Here is a 14,641-nt window from a genome sequence, read left to right as displayed (position 1 = left end):
GTACGATGAGGACTATAAATTGGAGCGACACACGAGGTTCGAACTCGTGACCTCAACCTTGGCAAGGTTGCGCTCTACCAACTGAGCTAGTGTCGCATATTCTCGAAAGAGAATTGGTTGCGGGAGCCGGATTTGAACCGACGACCTTCGGGTTATGAGCCCGACGAGCTACCAGGCTGCTCCATCCCGCGTCCGTATTTCATTGTTAAGCACAATGAGAGCTATCAAATTGGAGCGACACACGAGGTTCGAACTCGTGACCTCAACCTTGGCAAGGTTGCGCTCTACCAACTGAGCTAGTGTCGCATATTCTCGAAAGAGAATTGGTTGCGGGGGCCGGATTTGAACCGACGACCTTCGGGTTATGAGCCCGACGAGCTACCAAGCTGCTCCACCCCGCGTCCGTATACACCATTTGAGGCATGATGAAAGCCTATCAATTTGGAGCGACACACGAGGTTCGAACTCGTGACCTCAACCTTGGCAAGGTTGCGCTCTACCAACTGAGCTAGTGTCGCATATCAACAGCTAATGCTATTGATGAAATTTGGTTGCGGGAGCCGGATTTGAACCGACGACCTTCGGGTTATGAGCCCGACGAGCTACCAAGCTGCTCCATCCCGCGTCCGTATTCACCGTTAAGTACGATGACAACTTTAAAATTGGAGCGACACACGAGGTTCGAACTCGTGACCTCAACCTTGGCAAGGTTGCGCTCTACCAACTGAGCTAGTGTCGCATATTCTCTTGAAGAGAAATTGGTTGCGGGGGCCGGATTTGAACCGACGACCTTCGGGTTATGAGCCCGACGAGCTACCAAGCTGCTCCACCCCGCGTCCGTATTCACCATTTGAGGCATGATGAAAGCCTATCAATTTGGAGCGACACACGAGGTTCGAACTCGTGACCTCAACCTTGGCAAGGTTGCGCTCTACCAACTGAGCTAGTGTCGCATCAACAACGTTTCCGTCGTTCAGGGCTGCGAATTATAAGAGCATTTTTTTGTGATGCAAGTCCTTCATGCAAAAAAAAGTTGTTTTTTTTCCGTTTGATGAAAAAGCACACAGAACTGAATATTAATCGCTCAAAATTGACGCCAAGCCCCTCTAGAGTCACGAAACGGCTTGGCTATCAAATGTTAAAAATCGTTTGACGGTAGTATTTTAGCTCTGCAATAGATTCTCGGATGTCATCCAACGCCAAATGACTGCCTGACTTTGAAAAACCGTCTAGTACTTCCGGCTTCCAGCGGCGAGTCAGCTCTTTCAAAGTACTCACATCGACATATCGGTAGTGGAAGTACTCTTCTAACTCAGGCATGTGCTTGTACAAAAAGCGACGATCTTGGCCGATGCTATTGCCGCAAATCGGTGATTTCCCTTTCGGCACCCACTTCTCAAGAAACTCAATGGTTTGGCGAATCGCGTCTTGCTCAGTAACTTGGCTAGCTCGTACTCGAGCAACCAAGCCGCTGCCCGTATGAGTGGTTGTACACCACTCATCCATCTTTTCGAGCTCGGACTCTGGCTGGTGAATGGCAAGTACTGGTCCTTCAGCTAAAATATTTAGCTCACTGTCAGTTACAATGGTCGCGATTTCGATAATTTTGTGGGTTTCCGGGTCCAGTCCGGTCATCTCCAGATCCATCCAAATTAAGTTTTGATCGCTAAAGGACATAAATCGGTGCCTATTGGTTTTCTGATAAAAAAGGTACTATACCCAAATTCCGATCCTCAAGATAGCTATCATCGAGGATCCATGTAAGACGATAAATGAGTTAAGTAGACGATTGTGGCAAAGAAAAAAAAGCTCACCAAAGGTCAAGTAAGACGCGTACGCAGCAACCAAAAACGCAAGCTGAAAAATGAAGAATCCGTGCAATGGGATGAATCCATGCTCGGCGGTACTCAAAAAGGCTTGGTGATTACTCGTTTTGGCCAACACGCGGACATCGAAGACTTGGAAAGTGGCGACGTTCACCGTTGCAACCTGCGCCGCGGCATAGAGTCTCTCGTATCTGGCGATAAGGTGATCTGGCGAGCGGGTTTGGAGTCAATGGATGGCATTTCAGGCGTGGTCGAGGCGGTTGAAACTCGCACTTCAGTCCTAACTCGACCTGACTACTATGACGGTTTAAAACCTGTCGCAGCCAACGTTGATCAAATGATTATCGTCTCTTCTGTGCTTCCCGAACTATCTTTGAACATCATTGATCGTTACTTAGTCGCGGCGGAAACCTTGCAGATAGCGCCGCTGATCGTGCTCAACAAAATAGACTTATTGGAAACCGAACAACTCGAGCAGTACAAAACGTGGCTCGCTGAATATGAGCGTATCGGCTATAAAGTCCTGTTTGTCAGTAAGCAAACTGGCGAAGGTATCGCTGCGCTAGAAGCCGAGTTAAGTGACCGTATCAATATCTTCGTTGGCCAATCTGGCGTCGGTAAATCGAGCTTGGTCAATGCGCTTATGCCTCAATTTAATGTTGAGGAAGGTGAGATTTCTGAGAACTCAGGTCTTGGCCAACACACCACCACCGCGTCACGCCTCTACCACATTCCTACAGGCGGTGATTTGATTGATTCACCAGGAGTACGAGAGTTCGGTTTGTGGCATTTGGAAGCCGAAGAAGTCACCAAAGCGTTTGTGGAATTTCAACCCTACCTTGGCGGCTGCAAGTTCCGAGACTGCAAACATCTCGATGACCCTGGCTGTATCTTAGTTGAGGCGGTTGAACGAGGTGACATCAGTGAAATTCGCTTTGAAAACTACCACCGAATTTTGGAAAGCATGGTTGAAAACAAAGCAAACCGTCAGTATTCGCGTAACAAAAAAGCAGACTTGTAACGCCTTATTGCACAATTGAACCACGCTTTATACTGACTTTTGATGCGTTTTTGAGTAACATTCCGCGCCCAAAAGTAAACAACATCTAGTTAACATTGGAAAAGACGACAATGGATAAGATTAAAGTTGGACTGCAATACTGGATCCCCCAGCACGGTCTAACCCGCTTAGTCGGTAAACTTGCTTCCGCTAAAGCTGGCGGTCTAACTACTGCTATCATTCGCTGGTTTATCAAACAGTACAACGTGAATATGGATGAAGCACTGCATTCCGATCCTAAGCACTTCAAGACATTCAACGAATTCTTCGTGCGCGAGCTCAAAGATGGCATGCGCCCTATCGCTGAAGGTGAAAATGTAGTGACTCACCCAGCCGATGCCTGTGTCAGTCAGTTTGGCCCAATTACTGACGGTAAGCTTATTCAAGCAAAAGGCCATGACTATACCGCGCAGGAACTCTTAGGTGGCGATGCAAACCTGGCGGCAGAATTTGCTGATGGTGAATTTGCGACGTTGTACTTATCTCCTCGCGACTACCACCGCGTACACATGCCATGCGATGGAACGCTTCGCCAAATGATTTACGTTCCAGGTGACCTATTCTCTGTGAACCCACTGACAGCAGAAAACGTTCCTAACTTGTTTGCTCGTAATGAGCGTGTTGTGTGTATTTTCGATACTGAATTTGGCCCAATGGCACAAGTGCTTGTTGGAGCGACAATCGTTGGTAGCATTGAACAAGTTTGGGCAGGTACAGTGACACCACCTCGCGGCAACAGCGTTTACAAATGGAATTACCCTGCGGAAGGTGATAAAGCGGTTATCTTGAAGAAAGGTGAGGAAATGGGCCGATTCAAACTTGGTTCTACCGTGATTAACCTATTCGCGAAAGACGCAATTACGTTTGATGAAACAATGCAAAATGGTCAAACGACAGTAATGGGCACACCTTACGCGCATTTAAAGCATGATAAGTAATTAAAACACCATTTTCATACACTAAGCCTCGATTACTCGGGGCTTTTTTTGACCGAAAACAATTCAAATGCAACATTTTTAACCAGCTTGCAAAACTTCAACCTCAGTCTAAGACCCTAATTCGATTATTAATTATCCTTGTCATCAAAACTCTGTTACAAGGTGAATCATTCTATGCCCAAAATCGATCATGGGATCTTGGTGAAGCTACTGATTTGTTTTAGCTTACCTATTGGGGTCCTGTTTATGCCCATCGATGCAATTCCGATCGACGATCTGACGTTCATTCAGCACCGACTGCTGGCGATCTTTCTGCTCGCTGCACTGCTTTGGGTCCTTGAGCCGGTGCCCGTTTTTGCGACTTCGATATTGATCATCGCGCTAGAGCTGATCATGATTTCAGACAAGGGGCTACATTGGTTCCGAACGCCTCCTGCGGGGCATGATCTCGGTGAGTTGATGCAATACACCGATATTTTTAGCGCCTTCTCGTCACCCATTATTATTCTTTTTATGGGTGGTTTTGCGCTGGCGATAGCGGCATCCAAGTATGAACTCGATAACAACCTCGCTCGCGTGCTTCTCAAGCCTTTCGGCCACCAGCCTAGGTTTATCATGCTTGGCTTAATGCTGATCACGGCTGTGTTTTCCATGTTTATGTCGAACACAGCGACCACGGTCATGATGCTCGCATTGTTGGGCCCTATTGTTGCCTCTGCGCCCAAAGGTGATCTTGGGATTAAAGCCTTAGTGCTTTGCATACCGATTGCTGCTAATACTGGTGGTATTGCGACCCCTATCGGTACCCCTCCCAATGCAATCGCACTGCAATATTTGACGGGAGAGAATAGCATCGACTTTCTGAGCTGGATGATGATGGGGCTTCCATTTGTGGTTGTTCAATTGACTATCGCATGGTTCTTGTTGCAGAAATTATTCCCTTCTTCTCAAGCGACGATGACACTGAAGCTCGACGGACAGTTCCAAAAAAACTGGCGCGCTATCGTTGTATACATCACTTTTGCTGCCACCATTTTGCTTTGGATGACAACTAAACTGCACGGTATGAACACCTATGTTGTCTCGATCATTCCATTAGCAGTATTCACATTAACGGGCATCATGGGTAAGCCAGAGTTAAAGCAGATAAACTGGGATGTACTTTGGCTGGTTGCCGGCGGGATCGCGATTGGTATTGGCCTAGACAAGACAGGATTAGCCGCCGCCCTCGCTCACGCGATTGATTATGAGGCTCTTTCCCCTGTCGCGGTTGTGATTACCATGTCGATTGTCTGCTGGTTGATGGCAAACTTTATGTCAAACACGGCGACAGCCAACTTATTGATGCCCATCGCAGCAGCAATCGGAGCCTCAATGGAGAGCCTATCTGCTGTCGGCGGACTACAAGGTTTGCTTGTCGTGGTCGCCTTCTCGGCTTCACTCGGTATGATTTTACCCGTTTCTACTCCACCAAACTCTTTGGCTTACTCTACGGGGCTGATTGAAAGCAAAGATATGGCGAAAACAGGAGTCATCATCGGTGTCATTGGCTTGCTAATTGTTTACGCCGCCGCACTGATTATCACCTAATCCCACTTCAGACTTCCTACTCTGTGTTTTGGGTAGGAAGTCACACTTCCAATAAAAGGTTTAGAAACGTCGATATTCCACTCTCTGAATAACAATATAGATCAAACATATAACTGGCCACTTTCTATACCATCAGAGTGATAATCTAATCAGCCCACTAAATATTTTACTTTTGCCACTCTCTGGGCGAACTCCGTAGGTGAATCTTCTAGAAAGCAAAGGTTTTTTACTTTCAGTTTGTTGTCTAATTTATGAAGGAAAGGCAATGAAATACACAATAAAACTTAAAATTCAAATCGCCATTGCAATCATCATTGCGGTTGTCAGTGGGGTTCAGGCTTGGATATCCGTCAGCCAACTCAAGCAGGAAACAACGTCCGCGTTGAACAGCGAAATGGCTAATATCAGCCATGCGACTGCACGTTATGTCTCAGACTGGCTTGAGATTCGCAGCGACATGATGCTTGCGAATGAAAAGAACATTCTTGAAGCAAGCGATGCAGACCGAGAGATGCTCGTGACCAAGCGTGCGGGTAACTTTCTATCTGTTTATGCTGGCTTTGAAGATGGCTCCATTGCCTATGGCGATAAAACCGAAGATTGGCCAGCCGATTACGACCCTCGTACGCGCCCTTGGTATCAAGATGCCATGGCGAGCAGTGGTTTAATCATCACAGAGCCTTACCAAGATTTTGATGGCAGCATCGTCATCAGCTTTGCCAAAGCATTCCGTGGCGCAAAAGAGGGCGTGCTAGCCGCGGATCTGACGGTCACTAACATCATTGACGAAGTACTCAATGTTTCATTGGATAACGACGGCTTTACCTTTTTAGTCGACGGTAACAATAACATCGTTGCTTACCAAGATGAGAAACTCAGCCAGAAGCCACTCACTCAGCTCAACCCGTCTCTTAGCGCTCAAAAGATTAGCCAATTGATCGACACCGCCTACATCTCTACCATCACTTGGCCAGAGCAAGGTGACAAACTGATTTTCGTCGCCAATATTCCTTCCACCGATTGGTCACTTGGTATTGTCGTCGACAAAGAGCTGGCTTTTGCCTCGGTATCAGAGCAGATTCAATTTACGGCCATTGCATCGATTCTACTTTACCTAGTGATCGCGACGGTCAGTACTTATGTGGTCACTCGCTTGCTTAAACCGCTGCAAACATTATCAGCAGCCCTATCTGATCTCGCAGAAGGTGAGGGAGACTTAACGCAACGCATCGAAATTCGTCGTATGGATGAAATCGGTGAGCTCGCGACCCACGTCAACCAGTTCCTAAGTCAAATGCAGGCCATGATCGCCAACATCATCACTCACAGTGAGCAGTTAGCCAGTCAAGCAGCACAAGCGAACCAACTGTCACAACAAGCCTCTCAACAAGTTGAAACTCAGCAAAATGATGTCAACCAAATTGCAACGGCAATCCACGAAATGTCCGCTACCGCAGCGGAAGTGGCCAGCCATGCAGAAATGACCGCAACGGCCTCTCAAGGGTCAGCATCAGCATGTGAAGATGGCCAGCTCGTGATTGAGAAAAACCGCGGTGCGATTGTTGATTTGGCTGAACAAGTCTCTTCTGCATCAGGCATTATTTCAGAATTGGAAAACAATACTCAAAGCATCAACCAGATACTCTCCACCATTCAAGAAATCGCCGAGCAAACCAACTTACTTGCACTCAATGCCGCGATTGAGGCAGCTCGTGCAGGTGAGCAAGGCCGTGGCTTCGCCGTGGTCGCGGATGAAGTCCGAGTACTGAGTCAACGTACGCACGGCTCAACGGAAGAGATCCGCAACATGATTGAGACGCTGCAAAACAACACTAAACTGGCCGTAAATAGTATGCAGGCAAGTACTTCGCTTGCCGACACCAGTGTTGAATACGCCGAAAAAGCCTCACAGAGTTTGAACACCATCACCTCCGCCATCAATGAAATCAATGACATGGCGCTACAAATCGCCAGTGCGGCGGAAGAGCAACGCGCAGTAAGTGAAGACATTAGCCGTAACACGCAAGGCATCAAAGACGCGTCGGATATGTTGGCTTCACAAGCGGTTCAAAGTAGCGATAGCGCCAATCAAATGCGTGACTCCGCTGAAACCATGCGTATGGAGGTTGGACGCTTCAAAGTGTAAACGCTTTGTTTTAACGATAATTTGATGCATATTGTCAGCCATTCCCTTTACCTAGTCACAAGGATATCGTGTCAATGGGCTTTGAATGGCTGGCCTTGGCGGCAGCATTTTTATGGGCTGTCGCCAGCTTACTTTCGGTCACTCCCGCACAACATTTAGGCACCTTTGCCTACAGCCGATGGCGAATGGGCTGCACATCGCTCATTTTGGGGACGATGGCGATGGTTACCGGCGGATGGTCAACCGTCGAAACATCGGCAATTTCGGCGATGATGCTGTCAGGTGTCATTGGTATATTCATTGGCGACACTGCGCTCTTTGCTTGCCTGAACCGCATGGGACCAAGACAAGCTGGTCTTCTTTTCTCTTGTCACGCCGTTTTTTCAGCGATTTTGGGTTACTTCCTGTTTAGTGAAACCATGACCAATATGGAGCTACTGGGCTCTCTGCTTGTGTTCACTGGCGTAATCACTGCGATTTTCTTTGGTCGAAAAGGGCAAACCGACAACCAATTGGAAGCAATCAAAGGTAAAGTTTGGATTGGCGTTGGCCTAGGATTAGTCGCGGCACTTTGCCAAGCACTCGGTGGCATCATTGCCAAACCCATCATGCAAACAGACATTGATCCTGTTGCTGCCTCAGCCATGAGAATGATGACCGCTTTTGCCGCCCATTGTCTGTTTTTCTTAAGTGGCGCAAAACTCGCTCGAGCCACTCAACCTATGAACATCAAGATATTTTCAATTACCGCCATCAACGGTTTTCTTGCCATGGCTGTCGGCATGACACTAATTCTCTATGCACTGCAAGAAGGTAATGTCGGCATGGTGGCGTTACTGTCCTCTACAACTCCGATCATGTTATTGCCTATACTTTGGATTTACTCAGGTAAACGCCCCAATCGCTTTGCATGGATTGGGGCAATCGTAGCCGTTATCGGCACCGGAATTTTGGTTCAATAACCTATTACAGAAATCGGTGATATCTGCTTTTCTTTCTCTACCATTGAGGGAGAATCATACTTGAAAAAGAGTAAAACGCACTGGGCAAACGTATACATACAAATTATAGGGTGAAAGATAACAACAATATTTCACAAACAATATTTGATCTTAACCTACAGTTTTGGTTAAAAAGTGTAGTAAAATTACGCTAATTTAGTTTCCAAAGTTACTTTGAAATTTGACGAGGTCATCACTATGACAGCTAAGAAGCCTATGGCTCTAGTTATTCTTGACGGTTACGGTCACCGTGAAGATACAGCAAGCAACGCAATCGCAAACGCGAAAACTCCTTTCCTAGACAGCCTGTTTGCTAATAAACCAAACACTCTAATCTCTGCTTCTGGCATGGATGTTGGCCTACCTGACGGTCAAATGGGTAACTCAGAAGTTGGCCACACTAACATCGGCGCAGGCCGCGTGGTATACCAAGACCTAACTCGCATCACTAAATCTATTACTGACGGTGAGTTTGCTGAAACTCCAGCTATCGTAGAAGCGATTGATTCAGCGGTTAAAGCGGACAAAGCAGTCCACATCATGGGTCTGATGTCTCCAGGTGGCGTACACTCTCACGAAGATCACATCTACGCAGCCGTAGAAATGGCAGCAGCACGTGGCGCAGAGAAGATTTACCTACACTGCTTCCTAGACGGCCGTGACACGCCACCACGCAGCGCAGAAAACTCACTAAAACGCTTTGACGAGCTATTCGCTAAACTAGGCAAAGGCCGTGTGGCTTCTCTAGTTGGTCGTTACTACGCTATGGACCGTGACAACAACTGGGATCGCGTACAAGTTGCTTACGATCTTCTAACTCAAGCGAAAGCAGAATTCACGTTCGATTCAGCTGTAGCAGGCCTTGAAGCGGCTTACGCTCGTGACGAAAATGATGAGTTCGTTAAAGCGACAGCAATCAAAGCAGAAGGTCAAGAAGATGCAGTAATCGCAGACGGCGATGCAGTAATCTTCATGAACTACCGCGCTGACCGTGCTCGCCAAATCACTCGTACTTTCGTACCTGCGTTTGATGGCTTTGAGCGCGCTGTATTCCCTGCAATCAACTTTGTGATGCTAACGCAATACGCAGCAGATATCCCACTAGCGATCGCATTCCCACCAGCGTCTCTAGACAACACTTACGGTGAGTGGCTATCTAAGCAAGGTAAAACTCAGCTACGTATCTCTGAAACTGAGAAATACGCGCACGTAACTTTCTTCTTCAACGGCGGTGTTGAGAACGAGTTCGAAGGCGAAGAGCGTCAACTTGTTGCTTCACCAAAAGTAGCAACTTACGACCTACAGCCAGAGATGAGCTCAGCTGAACTGACTGAGAAGATGGTTGCGGCTATCAAGTCTGGTAAGTATGACACCATCATCTGTAACTACCCGAACCCAGATATGGTTGGCCACACTGGCGTTTACGAAGCAGCCGTTCAAGCAATTGAAGCAATGGACGAGTGTGTAGCTAAAGTAACAGCAGCTATCGAAGAAGTCGGCGGTCAAATGCTGATCACTGCTGACCACGGTAACGCAGAAATGATGGTAGACCCAGAAACAGGTGGCACTCACACTGCGCACACTAACCTACCAGTGCCGCTAATCTACGTTGGTGACAAAGACGTTGAGTTCAAAGAAGGCGGTAAACTGTCTGACCTAGCACCAACAATGCTAGCGCTAACAGGTCTAGAGATCCCAGCTGAAATGACTGGTACGGTTCTTGTGAAGTAAACCTTCTAGAATGACGAATACAAACCCGAGCTTTGCTCGGGTTTTTTGTGCCCACCGATTTAGTGCGCTTGAATTAGAACATAGTCAATTCAAACAATAACGAGATAGCCGACGTGCAACTTTTCACATTCTCCTTTCTTCCCCACAAAAGGTTTGGGTATACTGTTTTTCTCTCAAAGATATGGCTCAGATAGGATATAGATAGTGATTCGACCAAGGACTGTTTCTGCGTATTTCACGTTGTGCGCGCTTGGGTTCATCCTCTCCCTGAGTTCAACCTCTATCAGTTATGCGGCCTCAGACGCAGAATTGAAGGGCGTGAGTGGTGAAATATCGCGCCAAAAACAATCCTTAAGTAGCCAACAAAAAAAGCTCGACGACCTACAAAAGTCACTCCGCAATCAGGAAACCACAATTGCGCGTTTACGCAGTGATATCAAAAAGACGAAGGCATCACTCGACCAAACCAATCAGAACATCGAGTCCCTGCAAGAGAACATCTCGCGCTTAGAAGCGCAGAAGAAAGCGCAAAGCGACAAGCTTGCAGAGTTAGTCCAGACCTATTACATCACCCAACGCGCTAAATCCTCTTCTAACATACTCAATCATGGTGTCGAAGAAGATAGGATAAGTCAGTATTTTCAACACTTAGCCAAACAACGCGCTGAGACAATTCATGAGCTAGAGCAAACGGTCGAGCAACTTGAACTCAGCCATCAGCAACTCAAACTTGAGCAACAAGAGATAACGGCACTCCTAACGCAACAAACCCAAAAAAGCGATCAATTAACAAAAACACAATCGCAGCGCAAAGGAACGGTCTCGAAAATTAAGAAGAGCATTTCAAACGACAAAGTGTACCTGTCAGAACTTCAGCGCAATGAAACTCGCCTAAAAGCAGAAATCGCCAAAGCCGCGAAGCGAAATGCGGTGCCTATGGACGGTTTAGCTCGCCAAAAAGGCAAACTGCCTTGGCCGGTCAAAGGTAGAGTGCTACATAATTACGGGACAAAACAAACTGGCCAGCTTAACTGGAAAGGTATGGTCATCAACGCCAACTACGGTCAGTCAGTGAAAGCCGTCTATTCAGGCACAGTGGTCTTTGCGGATTATCTACGTGGCTATGGCTTGGTTGTTTTGCTTGACCACGGCAAAGGCGATATGACGCTATACGGCTTTAATCAAAGCCTGCTAAAGAAAGAAGGCGACAAGGTCACTGCGGGAGAAACCATCGCCCTCGTGGGAGATACTGGCGGACAATCAAGACCATCACTCTACTTTGAGATTCGCCGAAACAGCAAAACCCAAAACCCTAAATCGTGGTTAACCCGCTAATTTGCTTAAATGGACTGGCCACGATAGTAAGCCTCAACAATCTCAATAAAGTGCTCAAGCTGCTCTTTAGGTAAAGCGTTCACACCGCCGGCGGCTGCGCGACCACCGCCAGTGACGAACTGAGAACAAATATCTCCGGCACCTTGCTTGTTATTCAATGGTGCTCTCAATGAGACGGTATACGTTCCATCACTGTTTTGGGTCAATACGGCATGCGCACGATCGGGAGACTGGTTGGCTAAGAGATTGCCATACACACCACTGATTCTTCTTGAGGCGGCACAATTAGGCAGTGCGAACACACCTAACACCTCACTTTGATATTGCGCTTTGGTCGTTAACGCTAGGTCCATATCCTGCTGATACGCTGACTGAAGTACGTAGAATGGCGATGATTTGTCAGCAAGTAACGCAAAGGGGGTATCGTAAGCTAACAGCGCTTTAAAAAGATCATCCGGAGCATAATGAAGATCGCCAACATTCGCGCCATATCCATTGTAGTTGATCAGGGTTCCTAGCTCTTTGAGTTGCGCTTTCTCCAATACGCTCAAACCCGCCTTGTCAGCCAGTTGTTCCGCTTTAGCTACCAGATTGTCACCATATGCAGCGGTAATCGCCCAAGTATGGAAGCGGCCGTTTAACAGCTCATCGACTATCAGTGCGGTACAAGTGTTTGCGTCTAGGTCAATATGCGCCTCTAGATTCGGATGGTCAGGAATCTCTCCTGCTTTATGGTGATCCGCGTAAAACACTCGAGCGCCGCTAGCCAACGCCTGACGAAGTTCAGCATGGTTCTGAGCCATAGAGATATCAAGAACGGTAAGAGTATCACCGGCAGATACCGACAACGTCTTTAGCAGTTGAACATCTCGCTTAACTCCCGTCACTAACGTGGATTCCATGGGCTGAGCCAAGCGCAGTTGCAACAGAGCGATGATGCCATCCGCATCGCCATTAAAAACATCGTAGTGCATAGAATAAACCCATCAAAGTATCTGACTACACTTTAATGGGTTCGAAAACTGAGGACAATTTGAATTGGTTATATCTTAGGTAAGATTCGATGCGAGACAAGCACTTATGCGTGGATTGCTTTCACTCCATCTTCTAGCAGCTGTAGTTGCTCAAGACCTTGTTCGGTCGCTTTGGGCTTCACCACGGCGATCATTTGCAACATACCTTGGTGGATGACTTGCTCCGTGATTTGAGTCTTTGGTGACATCGCGGCTTGATAGCCTAGCCAGCTGCACGCAATCAGATGCAGTGTCGTGACGAGAGGCTTCATTTCGTTCTCTTCGACATTCAGCAGCTCCAACCCGACAAAGACTCGCATAATGTTAACTAGATTGGTTTGTAACTTTTCCTGTACCTGAATGTATTCCTCATGCAACTGTTCGTCTCGCTGCAGAATCTCTGGCAAGTTGGCGTAAAAGAATCGGTATTTCCACATCAAAGTAAAAATAGAATCCAGATAATGCTTGAGCATCACTAGACTTTCCTGCTGAGCTTGGATTGGGGTGAAGCGCTCTAGAAGCTCATTCGAATAAAGTGCAAAAATCTCGCGGACGATCTCTTGCTTGTTGCGGAAGTGGTAATAAAGGTTTCCCGGACTGATGTCGATATGCGCAGCAATGTGATTCGTGGTGATGTTACGTTCACCGTGTTGATTAAATAGTTCTAACGCTGCCAACACTATTTTGTCGCGTGTTTTCATTATTATTCCGTACCCTCTTCCATTTCTCTTGTGCAGTATAGCGGTTAGTGTAACCCATAACAAAAAAGCGCCTGGTCATATCAGGCGCTTTCAATCAGTTACTTAGTTATTTGTGGTACGGCTTAGATAGCTCATGTACGGCTTCAACAAATACGCCTGCGTTTTCTGGCGGCACATCCAAATGGATACCGTGACCTAGGTTGAACACGTGACCAGTACCTGCATCACCAAAGCCTTCTAGAATACCCGCGACTTCTTCACGGATACGCTCTGGTGAAGCGTAAAGCATTGATGGGTCCATATTACCTTGTAGAGCCACTTTATCGCCGATACGCGCTTTTGCGTCTGCAATGTTGATAGTCCAGTCTAGACCTACCGCATCACAGCCCGTTGCTGCAATCTGCTCCAGCCACATGCCACCATTCTTAGTGAATAGGGTAACAGGAACACGACGACCGTCGTTTTCACGGATTAGACCGTCGACAATCTTGTGCATGTATTGCAGCGAGAATAGGTTGTAGTCACGAGGAGTCAGCACGCCACCCCAAGTATCAAATACCATCACAGATTGCGCACCCGCTTTGATCTGCGCGTTTAAGTACTCAATCACGCTATCTGCTAACTTATCAAGCAACAGATGTAGCGTTTGTGGCTCAGCGTACATCATCTTTTTGATCTTAGTGAAGGCCTTAGAGCTACCACCTTCAACCATGTAAGTCGCGAGCGTCCATGGGCTGCCAGAGAAACCGATCAATGGGACACCACCGTTCAGATCTTTACGGATCTGACGCACAGCGTTCATTACGTACTTCAGTTCACCTTCAGGATCGGGAATACCGATCTTTTCTACGTCCGCTTTGCAGGTAATTGGCTTGTCGAATACTGGACCTTCACCGGCAGCGAAACGAAGTTCAAGGCCCATTGCATCTGGGATAGTTAGAATATCAGAGAATAGAATCGCAGCATCCAAAGGAAAACGACGCAGTGGCTGAAGAGTTACCTCTGACGCGAGCTCAGCGTTTTTACACAGTGACATAAAATCACCGGCTTCAGCACGCGTTGCTTTATATTCTGGAAGGTATCGACCTGCTTGGCGCATCATCCATACTGGTGTGTAATCGACTGGCTGCTTGAGCAGAGCGCGCAGGTAACGATCATTTTTTAATTCTGTCATTCCGTATATCCGATTCTTTAGACTCACTTTTTGTGGCCGTTATTCTAACACTGTTTGGCTCGCAAAAGCTGTGTGCTTTGCAACCTAGATCAAGTTATTAACTATAAAATCAGTGCTTAATTTGCA

At 47.1% G+C, this 14,641-nt stretch carries 11 protein-coding genes and 9 tRNA genes; 7 read left to right on the top strand and 13 right to left on the bottom strand.

The window, feature by feature from the left end:
* Positions 1–20 precede the first annotated feature (20 nt).
* The 10 genes from RJ47_RS12890 to orn all read right to left on the bottom strand — a co-directional run bounded on the left by RJ47_RS12890 (position 21) and on the right by orn (position 1,677).
* Positions 21–96: transfer RNA gene (locus RJ47_RS12890), tRNA-Gly, on the bottom strand.
* A gap of 18 nt (positions 97–114) precedes the next feature.
* Positions 115–191: transfer RNA gene (locus RJ47_RS12885), tRNA-Met, on the bottom strand.
* 39 nt (positions 192–230) lie between these two features.
* Positions 231–306, bottom strand: a tRNA-Gly gene (locus RJ47_RS12880).
* Positions 307–324: 18 nt separating this feature from the next.
* Positions 325–401, bottom strand: a tRNA-Met gene (locus RJ47_RS12875).
* A 41-nt stretch (positions 402–442) separates the two neighbouring features.
* Positions 443–518: transfer RNA gene (locus tag RJ47_RS12870), tRNA-Gly, on the bottom strand.
* A gap of 30 nt (positions 519–548) precedes the next feature.
* Positions 549–625 (bottom strand) — tRNA-Met (locus tag RJ47_RS12865).
* Between the two features lie 38 nt (positions 626–663).
* Positions 664–739: transfer RNA gene (locus RJ47_RS12860), tRNA-Gly, on the bottom strand.
* A 20-nt stretch (positions 740–759) separates the two neighbouring features.
* Positions 760–836 (bottom strand) — tRNA-Met (locus tag RJ47_RS12855).
* Between the two features lie 41 nt (positions 837–877).
* A tRNA-Gly gene (locus RJ47_RS12850) sits at positions 878–953 on the bottom strand.
* Between the two features lie 178 nt (positions 954–1,131).
* Entirely contained in the window at positions 1,132–1,677 is a 546-nt protein-coding gene (gene orn, locus RJ47_RS12845; protein ID WP_005476290.1) for an oligoribonuclease, read from the bottom strand.
* A 114-nt stretch (positions 1,678–1,791) separates the two neighbouring features.
* On the opposite strand from orn, the gene rsgA reads away from it, so the two are divergent.
* The 7 genes from rsgA to RJ47_RS12810 all read left to right on the top strand — a co-directional run bounded on the left by rsgA (position 1,792) and on the right by RJ47_RS12810 (position 11,627).
* Positions 1,792–2,847 (top strand): small ribosomal subunit biogenesis GTPase RsgA, encoded by a 1,056-nt coding sequence (rsgA, locus tag RJ47_RS12840; protein ID WP_039484257.1) that lies wholly within the window; start codon positions 1,792–1,794, stop codon positions 2,845–2,847.
* Positions 2,848–2,957: 110 nt separating this feature from the next.
* Positions 2,958–3,824, top strand: a complete 867-nt coding sequence (asd, locus tag RJ47_RS12835; RefSeq protein ID WP_039484254.1) for an archaetidylserine decarboxylase — start codon at positions 2,958–2,960, stop codon at positions 3,822–3,824.
* A 174-nt stretch (positions 3,825–3,998) separates the two neighbouring features.
* Complete coding sequence (locus tag RJ47_RS12830; protein WP_039484252.1) at positions 3,999–5,414, top strand: SLC13 family permease; 1,416 nt, start codon at positions 3,999–4,001, stop codon at positions 5,412–5,414.
* A 265-nt stretch (positions 5,415–5,679) separates the two neighbouring features.
* Positions 5,680–7,560, top strand: coding sequence for a methyl-accepting chemotaxis protein (locus RJ47_RS12825; protein ID WP_038140670.1), 1,881 nt, complete (start codon positions 5,680–5,682; stop codon positions 7,558–7,560).
* Positions 7,561–7,634: 74 nt separating this feature from the next.
* A complete protein-coding gene (locus tag RJ47_RS12820; protein ID WP_039484249.1) occupies positions 7,635–8,522 on the top strand; it encodes a DMT family transporter in 888 nt (295 codons plus the stop codon).
* Positions 8,523–8,759: 237 nt separating this feature from the next.
* Positions 8,760–10,292 carry a 2,3-bisphosphoglycerate-independent phosphoglycerate mutase gene (gene gpmM / locus RJ47_RS12815; RefSeq protein ID WP_038140675.1) on the top strand — a complete coding sequence of 511 codons (1,533 nt, stop codon included), beginning with the start codon at positions 8,760–8,762 and terminating at the stop codon, positions 10,290–10,292.
* A gap of 258 nt (positions 10,293–10,550) precedes the next feature.
* The gene (locus tag RJ47_RS12810; RefSeq protein WP_419831539.1) at positions 10,551–11,627 is read left to right on the top strand and encodes a murein hydrolase activator EnvC family protein; all 1,077 of its coding nucleotides are present in this window, start codon (positions 10,551–10,553) and stop codon (positions 11,625–11,627) included.
* A 5-nt stretch (positions 11,628–11,632) separates the two neighbouring features.
* On the opposite strand, the gene RJ47_RS12805 is transcribed toward RJ47_RS12810, so the two are convergent.
* The 3 genes from RJ47_RS12805 to hemE all read right to left on the bottom strand — a co-directional run bounded on the left by RJ47_RS12805 (position 11,633) and on the right by hemE (position 14,515).
* Positions 11,633–12,601 (bottom strand): acetyltransferase, encoded by a 969-nt coding sequence (locus tag RJ47_RS12805; RefSeq protein WP_039484244.1) that lies wholly within the window; start codon positions 12,599–12,601, stop codon positions 11,633–11,635.
* A gap of 104 nt (positions 12,602–12,705) precedes the next feature.
* A complete protein-coding gene (locus RJ47_RS12800) occupies positions 12,706–13,341 on the bottom strand; it encodes a TetR/AcrR family transcriptional regulator (RefSeq protein ID WP_039484242.1) in 636 nt (211 codons plus the stop codon).
* A gap of 106 nt (positions 13,342–13,447) precedes the next feature.
* Positions 13,448–14,515 carry a uroporphyrinogen decarboxylase gene (hemE, locus tag RJ47_RS12795; RefSeq protein ID WP_039484240.1) on the bottom strand — a complete coding sequence of 356 codons (1,068 nt, stop codon included), beginning with the start codon at positions 14,513–14,515 and terminating at the stop codon, positions 13,448–13,450.
* Between the last annotated feature and the right edge of the window lie 126 nt (positions 14,516–14,641).

Origin of the sequence: Vibrio sinaloensis (genome assembly GCF_000808535.1) — a bacterium.
Taxonomy (GTDB): Bacteria; Pseudomonadota; Gammaproteobacteria; order Enterobacterales; family Vibrionaceae; genus Vibrio; species Vibrio sinaloensis_D.
The sequence above is the reverse complement of the archived record's forward strand: the minus strand, read 5'-3'. Positions and strand labels throughout refer to the sequence as shown.